This is a genomic window from Streptomyces sp. NPDC054783 (assembly GCF_053611725.1).
This window is the reverse complement of the sequence record NZ_JBSHAY010000015.1, coordinates 105,039-120,366: the sequence shown is the minus strand read 5'-3', so window position 1 is coordinate 120,366 and position 15,328 is coordinate 105,039. Positions and strand designations below refer to the sequence as shown.

At 73.8% G+C, this 15,328-nt stretch carries 13 protein-coding genes; 5 read left to right on the top strand and 8 right to left on the bottom strand.

Annotated features, from left to right (window positions below):
- Window positions 1–58 precede the first annotated feature (58 nt).
- Window positions 59–826 carry a hypothetical protein gene (locus ACWGJ5_RS25535; protein ID WP_453311991.1) on the top strand — a complete coding sequence of 256 codons (768 nt, stop codon included), beginning with the start codon at window positions 59–61 and terminating at the stop codon, window positions 824–826.
- A gap of 215 nt (window positions 827–1,041) precedes the next feature.
- Here the strand turns inward: ACWGJ5_RS25535 and ACWGJ5_RS25530 are convergent, their stop codons facing one another.
- The gene (locus ACWGJ5_RS25530; RefSeq protein WP_453311990.1) at window positions 1,042–1,848 is read right to left on the bottom strand and encodes a GntR family transcriptional regulator; all 807 of its coding nucleotides are present in this window, start codon (window positions 1,846–1,848) and stop codon (window positions 1,042–1,044) included.
- Between the two features lie 427 nt (window positions 1,849–2,275).
- Here ACWGJ5_RS25530 and ACWGJ5_RS25525 point away from each other — a divergent pair, with 427 nt between their 5' ends.
- Window positions 2,276–3,325: a DUF2637 domain-containing protein gene (locus ACWGJ5_RS25525; RefSeq protein WP_228616177.1), complete on the top strand. Its 1,050-nt coding sequence runs from the start codon at window positions 2,276–2,278 to the stop codon at window positions 3,323–3,325.
- Between the two features lie 206 nt (window positions 3,326–3,531).
- Here the strand turns inward: ACWGJ5_RS25525 and ACWGJ5_RS25520 are convergent, their stop codons facing one another.
- From ACWGJ5_RS25520 to ACWGJ5_RS25510, 3 genes are all read right to left on the bottom strand, one after another.
- Window positions 3,532–4,005: an ATP-binding protein gene (locus tag ACWGJ5_RS25520; RefSeq protein WP_453311989.1), complete on the bottom strand. Its 474-nt coding sequence runs from the start codon at window positions 4,003–4,005 to the stop codon at window positions 3,532–3,534.
- 298 nt (window positions 4,006–4,303) lie between these two features.
- Complete coding sequence (locus ACWGJ5_RS25515; protein WP_453311988.1) at window positions 4,304–6,046, bottom strand: pyruvate dehydrogenase; 1,743 nt, start codon at window positions 6,044–6,046, stop codon at window positions 4,304–4,306.
- A 27-nt stretch (window positions 6,047–6,073) separates the two neighbouring features.
- The gene (locus ACWGJ5_RS25510; RefSeq protein ID WP_453312065.1) at window positions 6,074–7,540 is read right to left on the bottom strand and encodes a protein phosphatase 2C domain-containing protein; all 1,467 of its coding nucleotides are present in this window, start codon (window positions 7,538–7,540) and stop codon (window positions 6,074–6,076) included.
- A 954-nt stretch (window positions 7,541–8,494) separates the two neighbouring features.
- Between ACWGJ5_RS25510 and ACWGJ5_RS25505 the strand changes: the two genes are divergently transcribed.
- A complete protein-coding gene (locus ACWGJ5_RS25505) occupies window positions 8,495–9,475 on the top strand; it encodes a helix-turn-helix domain-containing protein (protein WP_453311987.1) in 981 nt (326 codons plus the stop codon).
- A 156-nt stretch (window positions 9,476–9,631) separates the two neighbouring features.
- The gene (locus ACWGJ5_RS25500) at window positions 9,632–10,114 is read left to right on the top strand and encodes a DUF456 domain-containing protein (protein ID WP_453311986.1); all 483 of its coding nucleotides are present in this window, start codon (window positions 9,632–9,634) and stop codon (window positions 10,112–10,114) included.
- Between the two features lie 125 nt (window positions 10,115–10,239).
- On the opposite strand, the gene ACWGJ5_RS25495 is transcribed toward ACWGJ5_RS25500, so the two are convergent.
- Window positions 10,240–11,427, bottom strand: a complete 1,188-nt coding sequence (locus ACWGJ5_RS25495) for an SGNH/GDSL hydrolase family protein (RefSeq protein WP_453311985.1) — start codon at window positions 11,425–11,427, stop codon at window positions 10,240–10,242.
- A gap of 171 nt (window positions 11,428–11,598) precedes the next feature.
- Between ACWGJ5_RS25495 and ACWGJ5_RS25490 the strand changes: the two genes are divergently transcribed.
- A complete protein-coding gene (locus ACWGJ5_RS25490) occupies window positions 11,599–11,982 on the top strand; it encodes a PPOX class F420-dependent oxidoreductase (RefSeq protein ID WP_453311984.1) in 384 nt (127 codons plus the stop codon).
- Here ACWGJ5_RS25490 and ACWGJ5_RS25485 read toward each other — a convergent pair.
- The 3 genes from ACWGJ5_RS25485 to rsgA form a co-directional block, all read right to left on the bottom strand.
- Window positions 11,906–12,526 carry a methylated-DNA--[protein]-cysteine S-methyltransferase gene (locus tag ACWGJ5_RS25485; RefSeq protein WP_453311983.1) on the bottom strand — a complete coding sequence of 207 codons (621 nt, stop codon included), beginning with the start codon at window positions 12,524–12,526 and terminating at the stop codon, window positions 11,906–11,908. The two genes, ACWGJ5_RS25490 and ACWGJ5_RS25485, sit on opposite strands and share 77 nt — an antisense overlap.
- A complete protein-coding gene (locus ACWGJ5_RS25480; protein WP_453312064.1) occupies window positions 12,523–13,938 on the bottom strand; it encodes a DNA-3-methyladenine glycosylase 2 family protein in 1,416 nt (471 codons plus the stop codon). Before ACWGJ5_RS25480 ends, ACWGJ5_RS25485 begins: the two co-directional genes overlap by 4 nt.
- Window positions 13,939–14,011: 73 nt before the next feature.
- Window positions 14,012–15,121: a ribosome small subunit-dependent GTPase A gene (rsgA, locus tag ACWGJ5_RS25475; protein ID WP_453311982.1), complete on the bottom strand. Its 1,110-nt coding sequence runs from the start codon at window positions 15,119–15,121 to the stop codon at window positions 14,012–14,014.
- Window positions 15,122–15,328 lie beyond the last annotated feature (207 nt).

Below are 15,328 nucleotides of genomic sequence, written 5' to 3'. Positions count from 1 at the left end.
CGCCACCACTCAACAGCTCGATGGCGTGCTCGGGGAGGGCAACGTGGCGCATACCGCCATGTCTGGTGACGGAACGACCGCCGGTGACGATCCGCTCCAGACCGCGGTGTGGCGGCTGCGCTCGCGGGCCTGCTGGGCGGACGCGGCGGCCCTGCTGCCGCGGGACACCGCCGCCGCGGCCCTCCAGCGGGCCACGCTGCTGGTCGAACGGTGTCTGTACACCGAACGGGGCTGGGAGGACGCGGAGGACGCCCTGCGGACGGCGGAGGCGCTCGCGCACACCGACGACGAGCGCGGGGCCGCCGCCTGCGAGCGCGGCCAACTCGCCTACACGGCAACGCTGCACGGCGTCCGGGACCGCGCGGACGAGGCACGGGCCGCGCTGGGACGCGCGGCGGCGCTGATCCCTCCCGGGGCGCCGGGGCGGGCCCTGCTCGACTTCCGCCGGGGCCTGATCGCGGAGAACCTGACCCGCTCCCCGCAGGCGGCGCGCGCCGCGTACCGCCGGGCGCACGCGGGCGCCACCGCGGACGCGGACCCGTTGCTGCTGTCCTTCACCTGGCGGCATATCGCCGGACTCGCCCTGCGCGACGGGGAGTTGACCGAGGCGCGACATGGCTTCGCCGAATCGCTGCGGATCCGCGAGGAGTTGGGCTATCTCGTGGGTACGGCCCCCGCGCTGGCCTCACTCGCCGACGCGGAGTCCGAGCCCGAGGCCTCGCGATTGCGCGAGGAGGCGCGGCGATTGTTCCGGCTGCTCGGGGGCGTACCGACGTGGCTGGCGCGGCAGTTGTCCCCGCCGGCGCCGGGGGCGGCTACGGCGTAGGAGCGGGTGGGTGCGGGCGGCGTCCCCGGCAGCGGGTGCGGGGGACGCCGCCGTAGCTGCGGGTGGTAGTGCCTCCCCCAGCGCCTCAGGGCCTGGGAGGCCCCCCAGTACCCAAGGGCCTGGGAGGACCCCCAGGCGGCACGGGTGGGCGCAGCGGCACCCCGTCGGCGCGGGCTCGCGACCCCACCCCGGCCGGCTACGGCGCAGGGTACTGCTCAGCTCACCGCACCGGCGAAGTGAGCGGTCACCAACCCCCGCACCACATCCACGTCCCCGGCGATCAGCGCGTCCAGCAGGGCCATGTGCTCGGCCGCGTCCGCCACCAGACAGGCCCTGCCGCGCCGGACCGGTGGCCACTGCGAGCGCCGGTGCAGATCGAACGCGATGCCGACCAGCTGCTCGTTGCCCGACAGGGCGAGCAGGGCGCGGTGGAAGGCGCGGTCGGACTCACCGTACGTCGCCGGGCAGCCGGAGGCCGCCGCGCGTACCGTCTCCTCCGCGAGCGGACGCAGCTCGGCCCACCGCTCGCCCGGCACGGTCCGGGCCAGCCGCAGCAGCACCGGCACCTCGATGAGCGCCCGCACCTCCGCCAGCTCGGCCAGTTCCCGCGCCCCCCGCTCGACCACCCGGAATCCTCGGTTGGGCACGACCTCGACCGTGCCCTCCAGGGCGAGCTGCTGCATGGCCTCCCGCACGGGCGTGGCCGAGACACCGAACCGCTCGCCGAGCACCGGCGCCGAGTAGACCTCGCCCGGCTTCAGCTCCCCGGTCACCAGCGCCGTGCGCAGCGCGTCCAGGATCTGCCCGCGCACCGAGGAGCGCTGCACCGCCGGACGCGGCTGCGGAATCGGGTGCTCACTGTGCGTGTGCTCCCCTCGCGCGGCGGGCACGGCGGTGCCCCGCTCGCGGAAGCCGTCGGGGGCGTCCGCCGCGTGCGGCTGCGGGGGCACCCGGGGGCCACCGGGCGGCGTCCCGCGCTCCGGCGCCCTCGCCCCGGCGGAGCCCTGCGCGGTCTGCTTCACGGGTCCCTCCTGGCGGCTTGTCGGCACTTGGGTCATTAACGGCAGGTTGTCACTTGTCCGTCAAGCACCATAGGCGCCCGAGGCGCCAGTTCAAATTCGCACAGAATTGGTAAGGTTAGCCTTACCTATCCAGGCCGGCCGGGTCTGTGATCGGCGGTGGAAGGACACCGGCCCGGGCCCGCTGGGATCATCGGACAGATGATTCACAACTCCCCCACGCACCACGGAAGTTTCCCGGGAACCGCCCGTGCGGGTAGTCTTATTCGAACTCAGCTCCCGCCCCTCAAGCGGCAGTTCGAGCAGAACGCCGTCCTGGGCATCCCCTTGCACTTCCTTGGCGGCCTCTTGCCCCGAAACCCCCTGAGGGCCCTCGGGAGTGGGCCACTATGGCGGGCGTTACGCCCTATCCCAATGCAAGGGACCCCTGATGAGACTGACCGACATATCGCTGAACTGGCTCCTTCCGGGCGCCGTACTGCTCCTGGGAATGCTGGCGGCGGTGGCGGTGCTCGCGCGCGGCAAGCGCTCCTCCGGGGAGAACGCGAGCGCGGACGACTCCTGGGAGCGCAGCGAGGAGCGCCGCAGACGCAAGGAGGCCATCTACGGCACGGCCTCCTACGTGCTCCTGTTCTGCTGCGCGGCGGTCGCGGCCGCCCTGTCCTTCCACGGCCTCGTCGGCTTCGGCGAGCAGAACCTGGGGCTGACCGACGGCTGGCAGTACCTGGTGCCGTTCGGCCTGGACGGCGCCGCGATGTTCTGCTCCGTCCTCGCGGTGCGCGAGGCCAGCCACGGTGACGCGGCCCTCGGCTCCCGGATCCTCGTGTGGATGTTCGCCGCGGCGGCGGCCTGGTTCAACTGGGTGCACGCGCCCCGGGGCGCCGGCCACGCGGGCGCGCCGCAGTTCTTCTCCGGTATGTCACTCTCGGCGGCCGTCCTGTTCGACCGGGCACTGAAGCAGACCCGCCGGGCCGCGCTGCGCGAGCAGGGCCTGGTGCCGCGTCCGCTGCCGCAGATCCGCATCGTGCGCTGGCTGCGCGCCCCCCGCGAGACCTACAGGGCCTGGTCGCTGATGCTCCTGGAGGGCGTGCGCAGCCTGGACGAGGCGGTCGAGGAGGTCCGCGACGACAGGCGCCAGAAGGAGGAGACGCGGCAGCGCCGGCGCGAGCAGCAGCGGATGGAGCGCGCCCAGCTGAAGGCCATCAGCCGGGGCCACCGCGGCTTCGTCAGCCGCGGCGGACGGCAGGTCGAGGTGGAGGTGCAGGCCGTGGAGCGCGGCCCCGCCCAGGCGACCGCGGAGCCTGCCATATCGACCGCGGAACAGCTGCCCGTACGCGCCCGTCCCTCCCTGCAGCCGGTCCGCAGCGGGTCCGCTGAGCAGGTGACCGTCGACCTCACCGCCGAGGACGACACCATGGCCCTGCCGCGGCTCGACTCCCTGGAGCGCAAGCTGAAGGACCTGGAGCAGCAGTTCGGCTAGGACCGCCGCTCATCCCGGGCCGGGGGCGTGACCGCACGGGTCACGCCCCCGGCCCGTTTCCCGCCCGTCCCTTTCCCCCTGTCCGTTTCCCCCTGTCCGTTTCCCCCTGTCCGTTTCCCACCCTGTTCCCCCCTGCCCGTGCCGCGCCCCGTCCCGGGCCGGCAGCTGCCCGCACCCGCTCTGTGAGCCCGCCTTCCCGCGGAGCGTCACACGGCCTCGGCGCCCAGTTCGAACCACACCGACTTGCCCACCCCGTGCGGGCGCACACCCCAGGCGTCCGCCAGGGACTGCACCAGCATCAGCCCCCGCCCATGGGTGTCGTCGTCCGAGTCCGGGCCTCTCAGCTCCGGTCTGCGGCCCACGAAGTCCCGTACCTCCACGCGCAGCCCGCCCGGCTCCACGACCGCGGTGAGGATCGCGTCGTCGTCGGTGTGGACGAGCGCGTTGGTGACCAGTTCGCTGGTGAGTAGTTCGGCGATCTCCGAACGGCCCGGTTTCCCCCAGTGCCGCAGCAGTTCGCGCAACTCCCGGCGGGCCTCGGGCACCGCCTTGAGATCCGCCCGCCCCAGCCTGCGCCGGAGCCGGTGCACGCGTCCCGTGATGGTGCCGGCCTCTTCCCCCGTCGCCGCCGAGGAGCCCCCGACGACCGCGGGACCGCCCCCTCGTGCCTGACTCTTCATGACCCCCGCCCGCACGCCGCTGGTCCCTGCCCCTCCTGGTCGAACACGTTCACGGGGGGATGCTTGCCCAGCACGCACACAGGCAGTCATCACGCATGCCCGATGACCGGCGGTTCGGCCACGCCCGCACGACGCCCGGGCCAGCCACCGGGCCGCGCCACACCCGGGGGACCGGCTCCCCGTAGGGCCCTGGGCGCCACGAACGCCCCGGGACGGCAAGGCAGATGCGCCCGGCACCGGCCGTCGGCACGCCGTCACACGCCGTGAAAGTGGCCGAAATTCACTCCTTGCTGTCCCACTAGGGGCGCGGCACGTTGCGCAGGTTCGAGCGGGCCATCTGGAGCATGCGGCCTACGCCGCCGTCCAGCACCATCCTGGAGGCGGACAGTGCGAACCCGGTGACCATCTCGGCGCTGATCTTCGGCGGGATGGACAGGGCGTTGGGGTCGGTGACGATGTCCACCAGGGCCGGACCCCTGTGCCGGAAGGCGTCCTTGAGTGCGCCGGCGAGCTGCTTGGGCTTCTCCACCCGGATCCCGTAGGCACCGCAGGCGCGCGCGACGGCGGCGAAGTCGGGGTTGGTGTTGGTGGTGCCGTAGGAGGGCAGCCCGGAGACCAGCATCTCCAGCTCGACCATGCCGAGGGAGGAGTTGTCGAACAGCACGACCTTGACGGGCAGGTCGTACTGCACGAGCGTCAGGAAGTCGCCCATCAGCATGGAGAACCCGCCGTCGCCGGACACCGAGACCACCTGGCGGCGCCGGTCGGTGAACTGGGCGCCGATCGCCATGGGCAGCGCGTTGGCCATCGACCCGTGCGAGAACGAACCGATGATCCTGCGCCGTCCGTTGGGCGAGAGGTACCGCGCGGCCCACACATTGCACATCCCGGTGTCGACCGTGAACACCGCTTCGTCGTCGGCGACTTCGTCGAGGACGGCGGCCACGTACTCGGGGTGGATCGGGACGTGCTTGTCCACCTTGCGGGTGTAGGCCCTGACCACGCCCTCCAGCGCGTCGGCGTGTTTCTTCAGCATCCGGTCGAGGAAGCGCCGGTTGGTCTTCTCCTTCACCCTCGGGATGAGACAGCGCAGGGTCTCGCGCACATCGCCCCACACGGCGAGGTCGAGGCGGGAGCGGCGGCCGAGCACCTCGGGCCGCACGTCGATCTGGGCGATCCGCACGTCGTCGGGGAGGAAGGCGTTGTACGGGAAATCGGTGCCGAGCAGGATCAGCAGGTCGCACTCGTGGGTGGCCTCGTAGGCGGCGCCGTAGCCGAGCAGCCCGCTCATGCCGACGTCGTAGGGGTTGTCGTACTGGATGAACTCCTTGCCCCGCAGCGCATGCCCCACCGGGGACTTGATCTTCCCGGCGAACTCCATGACCTCCGCATGCGCGCCCGCCGTACCGCAGCCGCAGAAAAGGGTTACTCGGTCCGCCGCGTCGATCATCTCCACCAGCGCGTCGATCTCGGCGTCGCCGGGCCGTACCGTCGGCCGGGAGGCGACGAGGGCACTCTGCGCGGCCTTCTCCGGGGCCGGCTGGGCGGCGATGTCACCGGGCAGCGCGACCACGCTGACCCCGCTGCGCCCGACCGCGTGCTGGATGGCGGTCTGCAGCAGCCGGGGCATCTGCCTCGGGCTGGAGATCAGCTCGCTGTAGTGGCTGCACTCCTCGAAGAGCCGGTCGGGGTGGGTCTCCTGGAAGTAGCCGAGGCCGATCTCGCTCGACGGGATGTGGGAGGCGAGCGCGAGCACCGGGGCCATGGAGCGGTGTGCGTCGTACAGTCCGTTGACCAGGTGCAGGTTGCCCGGGCCGCAGGAGCCGGCGCAGGCCGCCAGCTTCCCGGTGATCTGCGCCTCGGCGCCGGCCGCGAAGGCGGCGGTCTCCTCGTGGCGTACGTGGATCCAGTCGATGGCGGCGTTGCGGCGGACGGCGTCCACCACCGGGTTGAGGCTGTCCCCGACCACGCCGTAGAGGCGGCGCACCCCGGCGCGGACGAGGATGTCGACGAACTGCTCGGCTACGTTCTGTTTGGCCATACACCCATGGATGCACAGGGGAAACGGTTACGCCTCCCACACGGCCGCCGCCGTACGGTCGTCGGCGTAACCCTTCACCCGCACCTGGGCGTCGGCGAGGAACGCGGCGAGCCCGGGCGGGGTGCGGCCGGACCAGCGACGGGCCAGGTAGGCGCAGAGCGCGGCCTCGCCGCGCAGCGGATCGGCCAGGCCCGCGGTGCACATCACCAGGGCATCACCGGGGCGGGCGACCGAGGCCCGGAACCGGAACGGCTCGCGGGGCGGCTCGGGCGCCGGTTCGTACGGGCTCGGCGGGGTCGGGATGCCGAAGTCCATGGTGAGCCGGTCGCCCTCAGGGGTTTCGGCAAACGTCTTCGCCGCGGAGCCGAAACCGACGACCGAACCGCCCGCGGTGTCGGCGGGCGGCACCTGCGGCTCGATGTCCTGCCACGCGCCGTCCCGCAGCCGGAACAGGCCACCGTCACCGACGCCGAAGAACACGCGCGTACGGCAGTCGGGATCGGCGGGCACCAGCAGACAGCGCAAGCTCGCCGTGTACTCCTCCGGGTCGACGCCCTGTTCGGCGGCGCTCGCGCGGAGCATGCCGAGGCTGCGGTCGGTCAGCCGGTGCAGCCCCGACTTCAGGTCGCCGCGCCGGGCCGCCCGGATGTCCTCCACCAGCCGGTGATGACTGCGGCCCACGGCCCGCCCGATCCACCGGCACGCCTCGGCCGCCGCCAGATGCGCGCCCGGTGTACCCCGCACTCCGGTCGCCATCGCGACGAGCACCAGCGCCTGCTCCCCCGTCCCGAACCGGGCGGTGAGCAGCGAGTCCCGGCGCGGCTCACCCCGGTACCGCGCCGAGTCCCCGCGCATCGACACCGCCCGCAGCGTGCACGCCCCGTACCGGGCACCGTCCAGCACCGTGTCCGCGACCGACTCCCCCAGCCCGTCCGGATCGGCGGCCGGCAGCGCGGTGGGCTCGGGGTCGTAGGTGGGCGGACCGGAGCCGACGTAGTCGACGGCGGAGGGGGGTGGGGGCACGGGCGAGACGGCGGCGGCCTCGCCGGACCGACCGCCGGTGACCGCCGTGACCGACGTGGCGGCATGCCCTTCCGGGAACTGCGGGGCGGGTGGTGCCGGTGGGAGCTGCGGCTCGAGGAGCGGCGCGGGGGGCGACGGGAGCTGTGGGTCTGCGGCCGCAGCGGGTGATCGCGAGTCCTGCGCCGAGCGATCTCCGAGCGGCGCGGAAGGCGAGGCGGGTGCTGACGGGGCCTGCGGATCAGCGGCCGCGCCGGGCACTGGCCGGGGCTGCGGACCAGGGGGCGACGCACAGGCCGTCGGGAGCTGCGGATCGGCGGGCGCGACCGGTGACCGTGGGTCCTGCACCGCGCGATCTTCGAGCGGCGCGGAAGGCGAGGCGGAGGGTGGTGGGGACTGGTCCGGGTGGACGGGTGCCGGTGCCGTCGACAGGGAGGGGGCGGGGGGGTGTTGCGGGTCGGTCGGTGCCGACAGTGGCGGGGTCGGTTGCGCGAGGCCGGCGGGCGGGGGCGACGTCGACGGGGTCGGGGGTACGGCCGGAGGAGGCTCCCAGGGGGAGCGAGGGGCCGGCGGGGGGACGGGCGGCGGGGCCGCGGAGTCCTGAGCCGCGCGTTGCGTCGGCAGCGACGGTGCCCCGGGGTCCTGGGCCGCGCGTTGCGGCGGCACCGCGGGGTCCCGGGGCTCCGTTGTACCTGCGGCCCCGGTACCTCGTACCGCGCCGCTGTCGTCTGCGCGCGCCTCGCCGTCGGCATTCCCCCGGCCCGGTGCCCTGACCGGCAGGTCCGTCACCGTGTGCTTCGCGGAGGCGAAGCGGTCGTCCAGGGTATCGGGCGCGGGCGTAGGTCCCGTGTCCTCGGCGGAGTCGTCGTACAGCTGTCCCCACCAGTCGTCCTCGGAACGGGCGGGCCTTCCCCCCTGCTGGCTCATGCCCCTGATTGTCCACCGCACGGGCCGTATGAAAACGGAGCATCGGGAAAATCCGGCGCACCCGGCCCCGTCGAACGGCGTGTCGGGTGAGGGAGTGAACAGCCGTACGAGAGGGGGCAGATGGCCGCCGGGCGGCCCCACCCCCCACGGGAGGACCGCCCGGCGACGTCCCAAGTGGCCCGGCCCCGGATCCTCTTCGCGTGGCTCGCACACGTCCGGGCCCGGGCCACGGTCGGGGCGACCGGGCCGCGACAGGGCACCGGTCGGATGACCGGATTGTGGCTTGGTTTCCTGGGACGCGGCTGTGCATCGAACGCACGGCCCGCGCCCCGCGGTGCTGCCACCTTGGCAGACCCACCTCCGGTACGGCGATGATGTTCCGCGGCGGGTTTGCGCCGTGGCCGGTTTCCGCCAGGCTGGACCCGCCCGTCGTGACGGCTTGTTGGTGGCGGGTTCCCGGGCCTGGATTCCAGGCCCGTTCCAGGGGAGGGACGTGGGCCGATGCTGGCGGCGATCGGGCTGGACGACACGCACGAGGCGGCGTACCGGGCGCTGGTGTCCGTGGGCGCGGCCGACGTGACCGATCTGGCACGGCGCCTGACGCTGTCCGAGCCGGACGCCGAACGGGCACTGCGCCGTCTGGAGCGGCAGGGGCTCGCCGCGCAGTCCCCGGCCCGGCCGGGCCGCTGGGTGGCGGCCCCGCCCGGGGTGGCGCTGGGCGCGCTGCTCACCCAGCAGCGGCACGAGCTGGAGAAGGCGGAACTCGCGGCGGCGCTGCTCGCGGAGGAGTACCGGGCGGCGGCGGCCGAACCGGCGGTGCACGACCTGGTGGAGGTGGTGACCGGTGCCTCGGCGGTCGCCCAGCGCTTTCTGCAACTGCAGCTGGGGGCGGCCGAGGAGGTGTGCGCGCTGGTGACCGGCAATCCGGTGGTCGTGTCCGGCCTGGAGAACGGGGCGGAGGCGCAGGCGGCCGGGCGCGGGGTGCGCTACCGGGTGGTGGTGGAGCGCGCGGTGCTGGAGCTGCCGCACGGGCTGACCGAGCTGACGGCGGCGCTGGGCCGGGACGAGCAGGTGCGGGCGGTGGACCGGGTGCCGACGAAGCTGGTGATCGCGGACCGTTCGCTCGCGATGGTGCCGCTGACCTCGCGCACGGCGGAGCCGGCCGCGCTGGTGGTGCACGCCAGCGGGCTGCTGGAGCTGCTGGCCGGGCTGTTCGAGTCGGTGTGGCGGGAGGCGCTGCCGCTGAGCCTGGGCGCCTCGGGGGTGGTCGAGGAGTTGCCGGACGGCCCCGACGCCACCGATCTGGAGGTGCTGTCGCTGCTGCTGGCCGGGCTGACCGACGCGAGCGTGGCCAAGCAGCTCGACCTGGGCCTGAGGACCGTGCAGCGCCGGGTGCGGCGGCTGATGGAGCTGGCCGGGGTGACGACCCGGCTGCAGCTGGGCTGGCACGCGTACGAGCGGGACTGGGTCACGCGCCCGTAGGCTCCGGCCGGCCCGTCACCACCAGCCGTCACCTGCCGTCACCACCGTCGTCTGCCGTCACCCGGCGTCGCCCGCCCTCGCCCGCCCTCGCCCGCCCTCATCTGCCCTCGCCCGCCCTCATCTGCCCTCGCCCGCCTTCTCCGGCACTCTGGGCAGATGGGAGTGTGGGAACTCCTGCTGGTCGGCGTGGTCGTCGCACTCGGCCTGTGCGGAGTGCTGGTGCCCGGGGTGCCGGGGTCGTGGCTGGTGTGGGCCGCGGTGCTGTGGTGGGCGCTCACGGATCCGCAGCCCCTGAGCTGGGCTGTGCTCGTGGGGGCCGGCGCGGTGCTGCTGCTGTCGCTGGCGGTCCGCACGGCGCTGCCCCCGCGCCGGCTCCGCCAGAGCGGCGCCACACCGCGGATGGGGGTGTACGCGGGCGCCGGGGCGTTCCTCGGCTTCGTGCTGCTGCCGGTGCTGGGCGCTGTGCCGGGCTTCGTTGCCGGCATCTATCTGTACGAGCGGCTGCGCCTGGGCCGGCACGGCGAGGCGATGGCCGCCCTCCGCACGACGATGCGCTCGGGCGGCTCCAGCGTCCTGGCGGAACTGTTCGCCTGCCTGCTGATCGCGGGGGCGTGGCTGGGGGCGGTGCTGTGGGGCTGAGCGATCGCCGGAGGATCTGCCCGTCGCTGACCACCGACCACGCCGGCACGTCGTAGCTGCGGGCAGTCGTGCCGCTGGAGCGGCACGATGGGCGCAGCGGCACCCCGCCGGCCCGGCCGGCCCCGTCACCGCACCGCCCCCATGGCTCCACGCACCGTCTCGGCCACCACTGCCATCCCGGTGTCGTTGAAGTGCAGGTGGTCGCCGGGGTCGTAGGCGGGCAGGAGGCGGGTCGGGTCGGTCGGGTCGCGGAGAGCGGCGTCGGCGTCGGCGACCGCGTCGAAGATGCCGCCGGTGCGGATGAACGCGTTCACCTGCTGCCGTACCGCCTCGCGGGCGTCCGAGTAGGCGGAAAAGCCCCGGTACGGGGTGAGGGTGACGCCGACGACGCGGATGCCCCGGGCGTGGGCGCGGGCGACGAGGGTGCGGTAGGCGTCGGCGTAGGCGGTGACGTCGTCGGCCTTCGGTGTGCCCTTGATGTCGTTGATCCCCTCCAGGACGACCAGGATCCGTACCCCGGCCCGGTCCAGGGCGTCGGCGTCCAGGCGGGTGAGGGCGCTCGGTCCGGTGCCGTCACGTAGCAAACGGTTTCCGGAGATTCCGGCGTTGAGGACTCCGAGCCGGTCCGCACGCACCCGTTCGGCGAGCCGGTCGGGCCAGCGGTGGTTGGTGTCGGGAGTGGAACCGTTTCCGTCGGTGAGGGAGTCGCCGAACGCGACGATGCTGCCCGAGGTGATGCCGAGGACGTCGACGCCGGTGACGTAGTACCAGCGGCTGACGGTGGTGGTGTAGGCGGCGCCGCCCTCGTCGGCGACCCGGCCCGCGCCGTCCGGGGCGACGTAGCTGGTCTGCAGGGCGGTCTGGTGGTAGGTGGCGGGTCCGCTGTCCCCGGGGGTGTACACGGTGACGAGGAGGTCGGCGGCGGCCGGGACGGGCAGCGGCACCGGGTCGGTGACCGTGTCCTGGCCGGGCGGGACGGTTGCCGTCGGGGCACCGTGGAAGGTGGCGGTGCGCAGGGTGCCGGGCACCGCGTCCGGGCCGGTCCCCCGGCGCAGCGCGACGGTGACCGCGCCGAGCCGCAACGGCGCGGTGCCGAAACGGTTTCCGAGCCGGATGCGCACGGCCGTACCGCCGACGCTGAGGTGGACGACATTGCGGATCGCGGCACCGGGCAGTGCGGAAGCGGTTCCCGACGGCGCGGTCTCCCAGCTGCCCGTCCAGGGCGGCGGCGCCGGCTCCGCCACGGCCGGCGCCCTCGTACCCGGCAGCATCGCCAGCAGCAGCACCCCAAGGATCCGTCCGGCACCGGCCATCTCCGCACCCGCCCTTCCCCGTTGCCCGTCGGAGCAGACCGTGCCACACGGCCGGGCCCGGCCACCGCACCCTCGACGGCGGTCCACCCGCTCGGCGCAACCGGGCGTAGGACGGCGGCCCTAGGGCGCGGAGCCGATGTGCGGAGCGGGCCGGCGTGCTTGGCTGCTGTCATGACCGAATTCAGCGAGGCGGAGCGCGCGTATCTGGCTTCGCAGCGGCTGGGCCGGATGGCCACCGTCGACCCGCACGGCCAGCCGCAGGCGAACCCGGTGGGCTTCGTCGTCCGGGACGACGGCACGATCCTGATCGGCGGCTACGCGATGGGGACGACGAAGAAGTGGCGCAATCTCCGGCAGAACCCGAAGGTCGCCCTGGTCGTGGACGACATCGCGAGCCTACGGCCCTGGCGGGTGCGCGGCGTCGACATCCGCGGCGAGGCCGAACTCCTCGTCGGGCCGCACGACTTGGGCCCGCACTTCAGCGAGGAGGTGATCCGCATCCATCCCCGCCGGGTGCACAGCTGGGGTCTGGAGGAGGAGCAGGAGGAGGAGTAGGCAAGCAGATTCCGGACGCCGAGCAGGCGGAGGGCGTCCGCGGGGCCGGGCCCTGACCGGTGAGCGCGCCCTCCAGGGTGAGCAGCCACACCTTCCGTTCGACTCCGCCCGCGTACCCGGTCATCGATCCGTCCGCGCCGATGACCCGGTGGCACGAGCGCACGATCAGCAGGGGGTTGGCGCCGATCGCCCCGCCGACGGCGCGAACCGCCGCGCGGGAGGCGCCGATCCGCGCGGCGATCTGCCCGTAGGTGACGGTGGTGCCGTACGGCACCTCGTCCAGCGCGGCCCACACCCGCTGCCGGAACTCCGTGCCGTGTGGGCTCAACGGCAGCCGGAATTCCTTGAGTTCACCGGCAAAGTAGGCGGCGAGCTGGTCGGCGGCGGCCCGGAACGGCCCGGCGTCCCGCCGCCGGCCGTCCTGCACGCTCCGCCCGCCCTTCTGCCCGGGCACGGACAGCGAGGTGAGCGCCCCGTCGGCGTCGGCGGTGAGCAGCAACCGGCCCACGGGAGCGTCGAGTCGCGTCCAGTAGACGTTTGTCATCGGTCGTCCCACTCCCCTGCCACACGCAGATGCTGGACGGCGTACGAGCGCCAGGGCCGCCAGTCGTCGGGCACCTCCGCGCCGGGCGGGGCGACGTCGGGATCGCCGAGGGCCCGCACGCGTACGGCGGCGACGGTGGCCGGATCCATCCCGGGCAGGGCGAGCAGGGCGTCCCGCGCATCGTCCCGGTCGGCGCCCGGGTCCAGCCGTACGGTGCCGTCGGCGAGGGCGGCGGCCAGCGCCCCCAGCGGCCCGTCCGGCTCGGCCTCGGCGAGGACGGCCGGCTCGGGGAAGAGATGGGTGAGGCTGCCGCAGGGCGCGTCGAGCACCTTGCCGTAGCGCCGCACCAGCTCCTGCGCGCCGTCCTTCCCGACCAGGGCGCGGACGGCGGCCTCCGGCGGGTCGACGGCGCCGGGCGAGCGCAGCCCGGGCCGGGCGGCGACCAGCGGGCCGAGCCGGGGGTCGGCGCCGAGCCGCTCGTCGACGGCGTACGGGTCGGCGTCGAGGTCGAACAGGCGCCGCAGCCGCTGCACCGCGGTGGTCAGGTCCCGGGGGTCGGTGAGGTGCAGCCGCGCGTCGAGCCAGCCGCCCGGACGGGTGCCGGTGCCGGTCCTCGGCTCCCGGGTGCGCTCCTCGACGGCGACGATTCCGGTGCCGTACGGCAGCCGCAGCGTGCGCCGGTGGGTACGGTCGCCCGGCGCGCCGGAAACCTCCTCGACACCGGTTACCGCCTCCCTCACGAGCTGGTCGAAGACGGCGGCGGCCTGGTAGGGCCCGCGGTAGGCGAGCCGCAGCGGGATCCCGGCGCCGGGGGCGGCCCGGCGGTCGCCACGGCCCCGGGAGGCACTCCGGCCCCGGGGGGCGGCGGCCCGCAGCTCGGTGGGCGTCGAGGCGTACACCTCCCGGACGGTGTCGTTGAACTGCCGCACGCTGGCGAACCCGGACGCGAACGCGATCTCGGTGACCGGCAGCTCGGTGGTCTGCAGCAGCACTCGCGCGGTGTGTGCCCGCTGGGCCCGGGCGAGCGCCACGGGCCCGGCGCCGAGTTCCGCGGTGAGCTGCCGCTGGACCTGCCGCGCGCTGTAGCCGAGCCGCGCGGCGAGCCCGGCGACGCCCTCGCGGTCCACGACACCGTCCGCGATCAGGCGCATGGCCCGCCCGACGACATCCGCCCGCACGTTCCACTCCGCGGACCCCGGCACGGCGTCCGGCCGGCACCGCCGGCAGGCCCGGAACCCGGAGCCCTGCGCGGCGGCGGCCGTCGCGAAGAACCGCACGTTGTGCCGCTTCGGCGTCACCGCGGGACAGCTGGGCCGGCAGTAGATCCCGGTGGTCTCGACGGCGAAGAAGAAGACTCCGTCGAACCTGCCGTCCCGGCTGCGTACGGCTTCGTACCTGGTGTCCTCGTCCATCACGTGTTCCAGTGTGCGGCAGCGGACGAGGCCGGGACTGGCGGAAATCGGACATGACGCCGACCTGGGGGGACTACTTCCAGTGCCCCCGCTTGATCTCCATCGCCGCCCTCCCCTCGGCGCCCTTCCTCCTCCAGTCCCGCCGAAGTTCCGCACGGACCCGCGCATCGGTCTTGGCCGCGATCCACTGGTTCTCCCGCACCAGCTTGCGGTAGCTCTCCAGCCTGCGCGGGGGGAGCTCCCCGTTCTCCACGGCTGAGCGCACCGCGCAGTCCGGTTCGGTCTCGTGGGCGCAGTCGTGGAAGCGGCACCGCTCGGCCAGTTCCTCGATCTCGGCGAACACCTGGCCGACCCCGCTCTCGGCGTCGTACAGGCCGACGCCCCGCAGCCCGGGTGTGTCGATGAGGACCCCGCCCGAGGGCAGGGTGAGCAGGTTGCGGGTGGTCGTGGTGTGCCGCCCCTTGCCGTCGACGTCCCGGGCGGCGCGCACGTCCATGACGTCCGCGCCGACGAGGGCGTTGGCCAGCGTGGACTTGCCCGCGCCGGACTGGCCGAGCAGCACGGACGTACCGGAGCCGACGAGTGCGACGAGGACGTCGAGCCCGTCGCCGTGCAGGGCGCTGACGGTGACCACCGGCACGCCGGGCGCGCTCGTCTCCACGTCCTGCACGAGGTGGGCGAGGGTGACCGGGTCCGGCACCAGGTCGGCCTTGGTGAGGACGACGACGGGCTGGGCGCCGGACTCCCAGGCCAGGGCGAGGAAGCGTTCGACCCGGCCGAGGTCGAGTTCGACGGCGAGCGACACGGCGACGACGGCGTGGTCGACGTTGGCGGCGAGGATCTGTCCCTCGGAGCGCTTGGAGGAGGTGGAGCGCACGAAGGCGGTGCGGCGCGGCAGCAGCGTCCGCACGTACCGCGGATCGCTGCCGTCGGGGTCGACGGCGACCCAGTCCCCGGTACACACGACCTTCATCGGGTCACGGGGAACGACGAACTCGGTATCGGCCCGCACGGTACCGCCAGGGGTGACGACGTCGCACTGGCCGCGGTCGACACGTACGACACGGCCCGGCAGGAAACCCTGCCCGGCGTACGGAGCGAACTCCGACTCCCAGTCCACATCCCAGCCATACGGGGCGAGCGGATGTGACGAAGCCGAACTCGAAAGAGAAGAGGAAGACAAGGGGTGACCCTTCACATGGGTGGCCCCGGCACCGCGTACTCGGACACGGAAGGAAACAGGTGAGGTCAGCCGGAGACCACGGAGGTGGAGTGGACGAACTTCTGGTTGCGGGCAACGCCCATCACAGAGACAGCCATCGGTCACACCTCCCGTTTCTCACTCAGCCGACAGCGGCAGCCAACAGCCACTGCGTGAAGCGGATCTCAC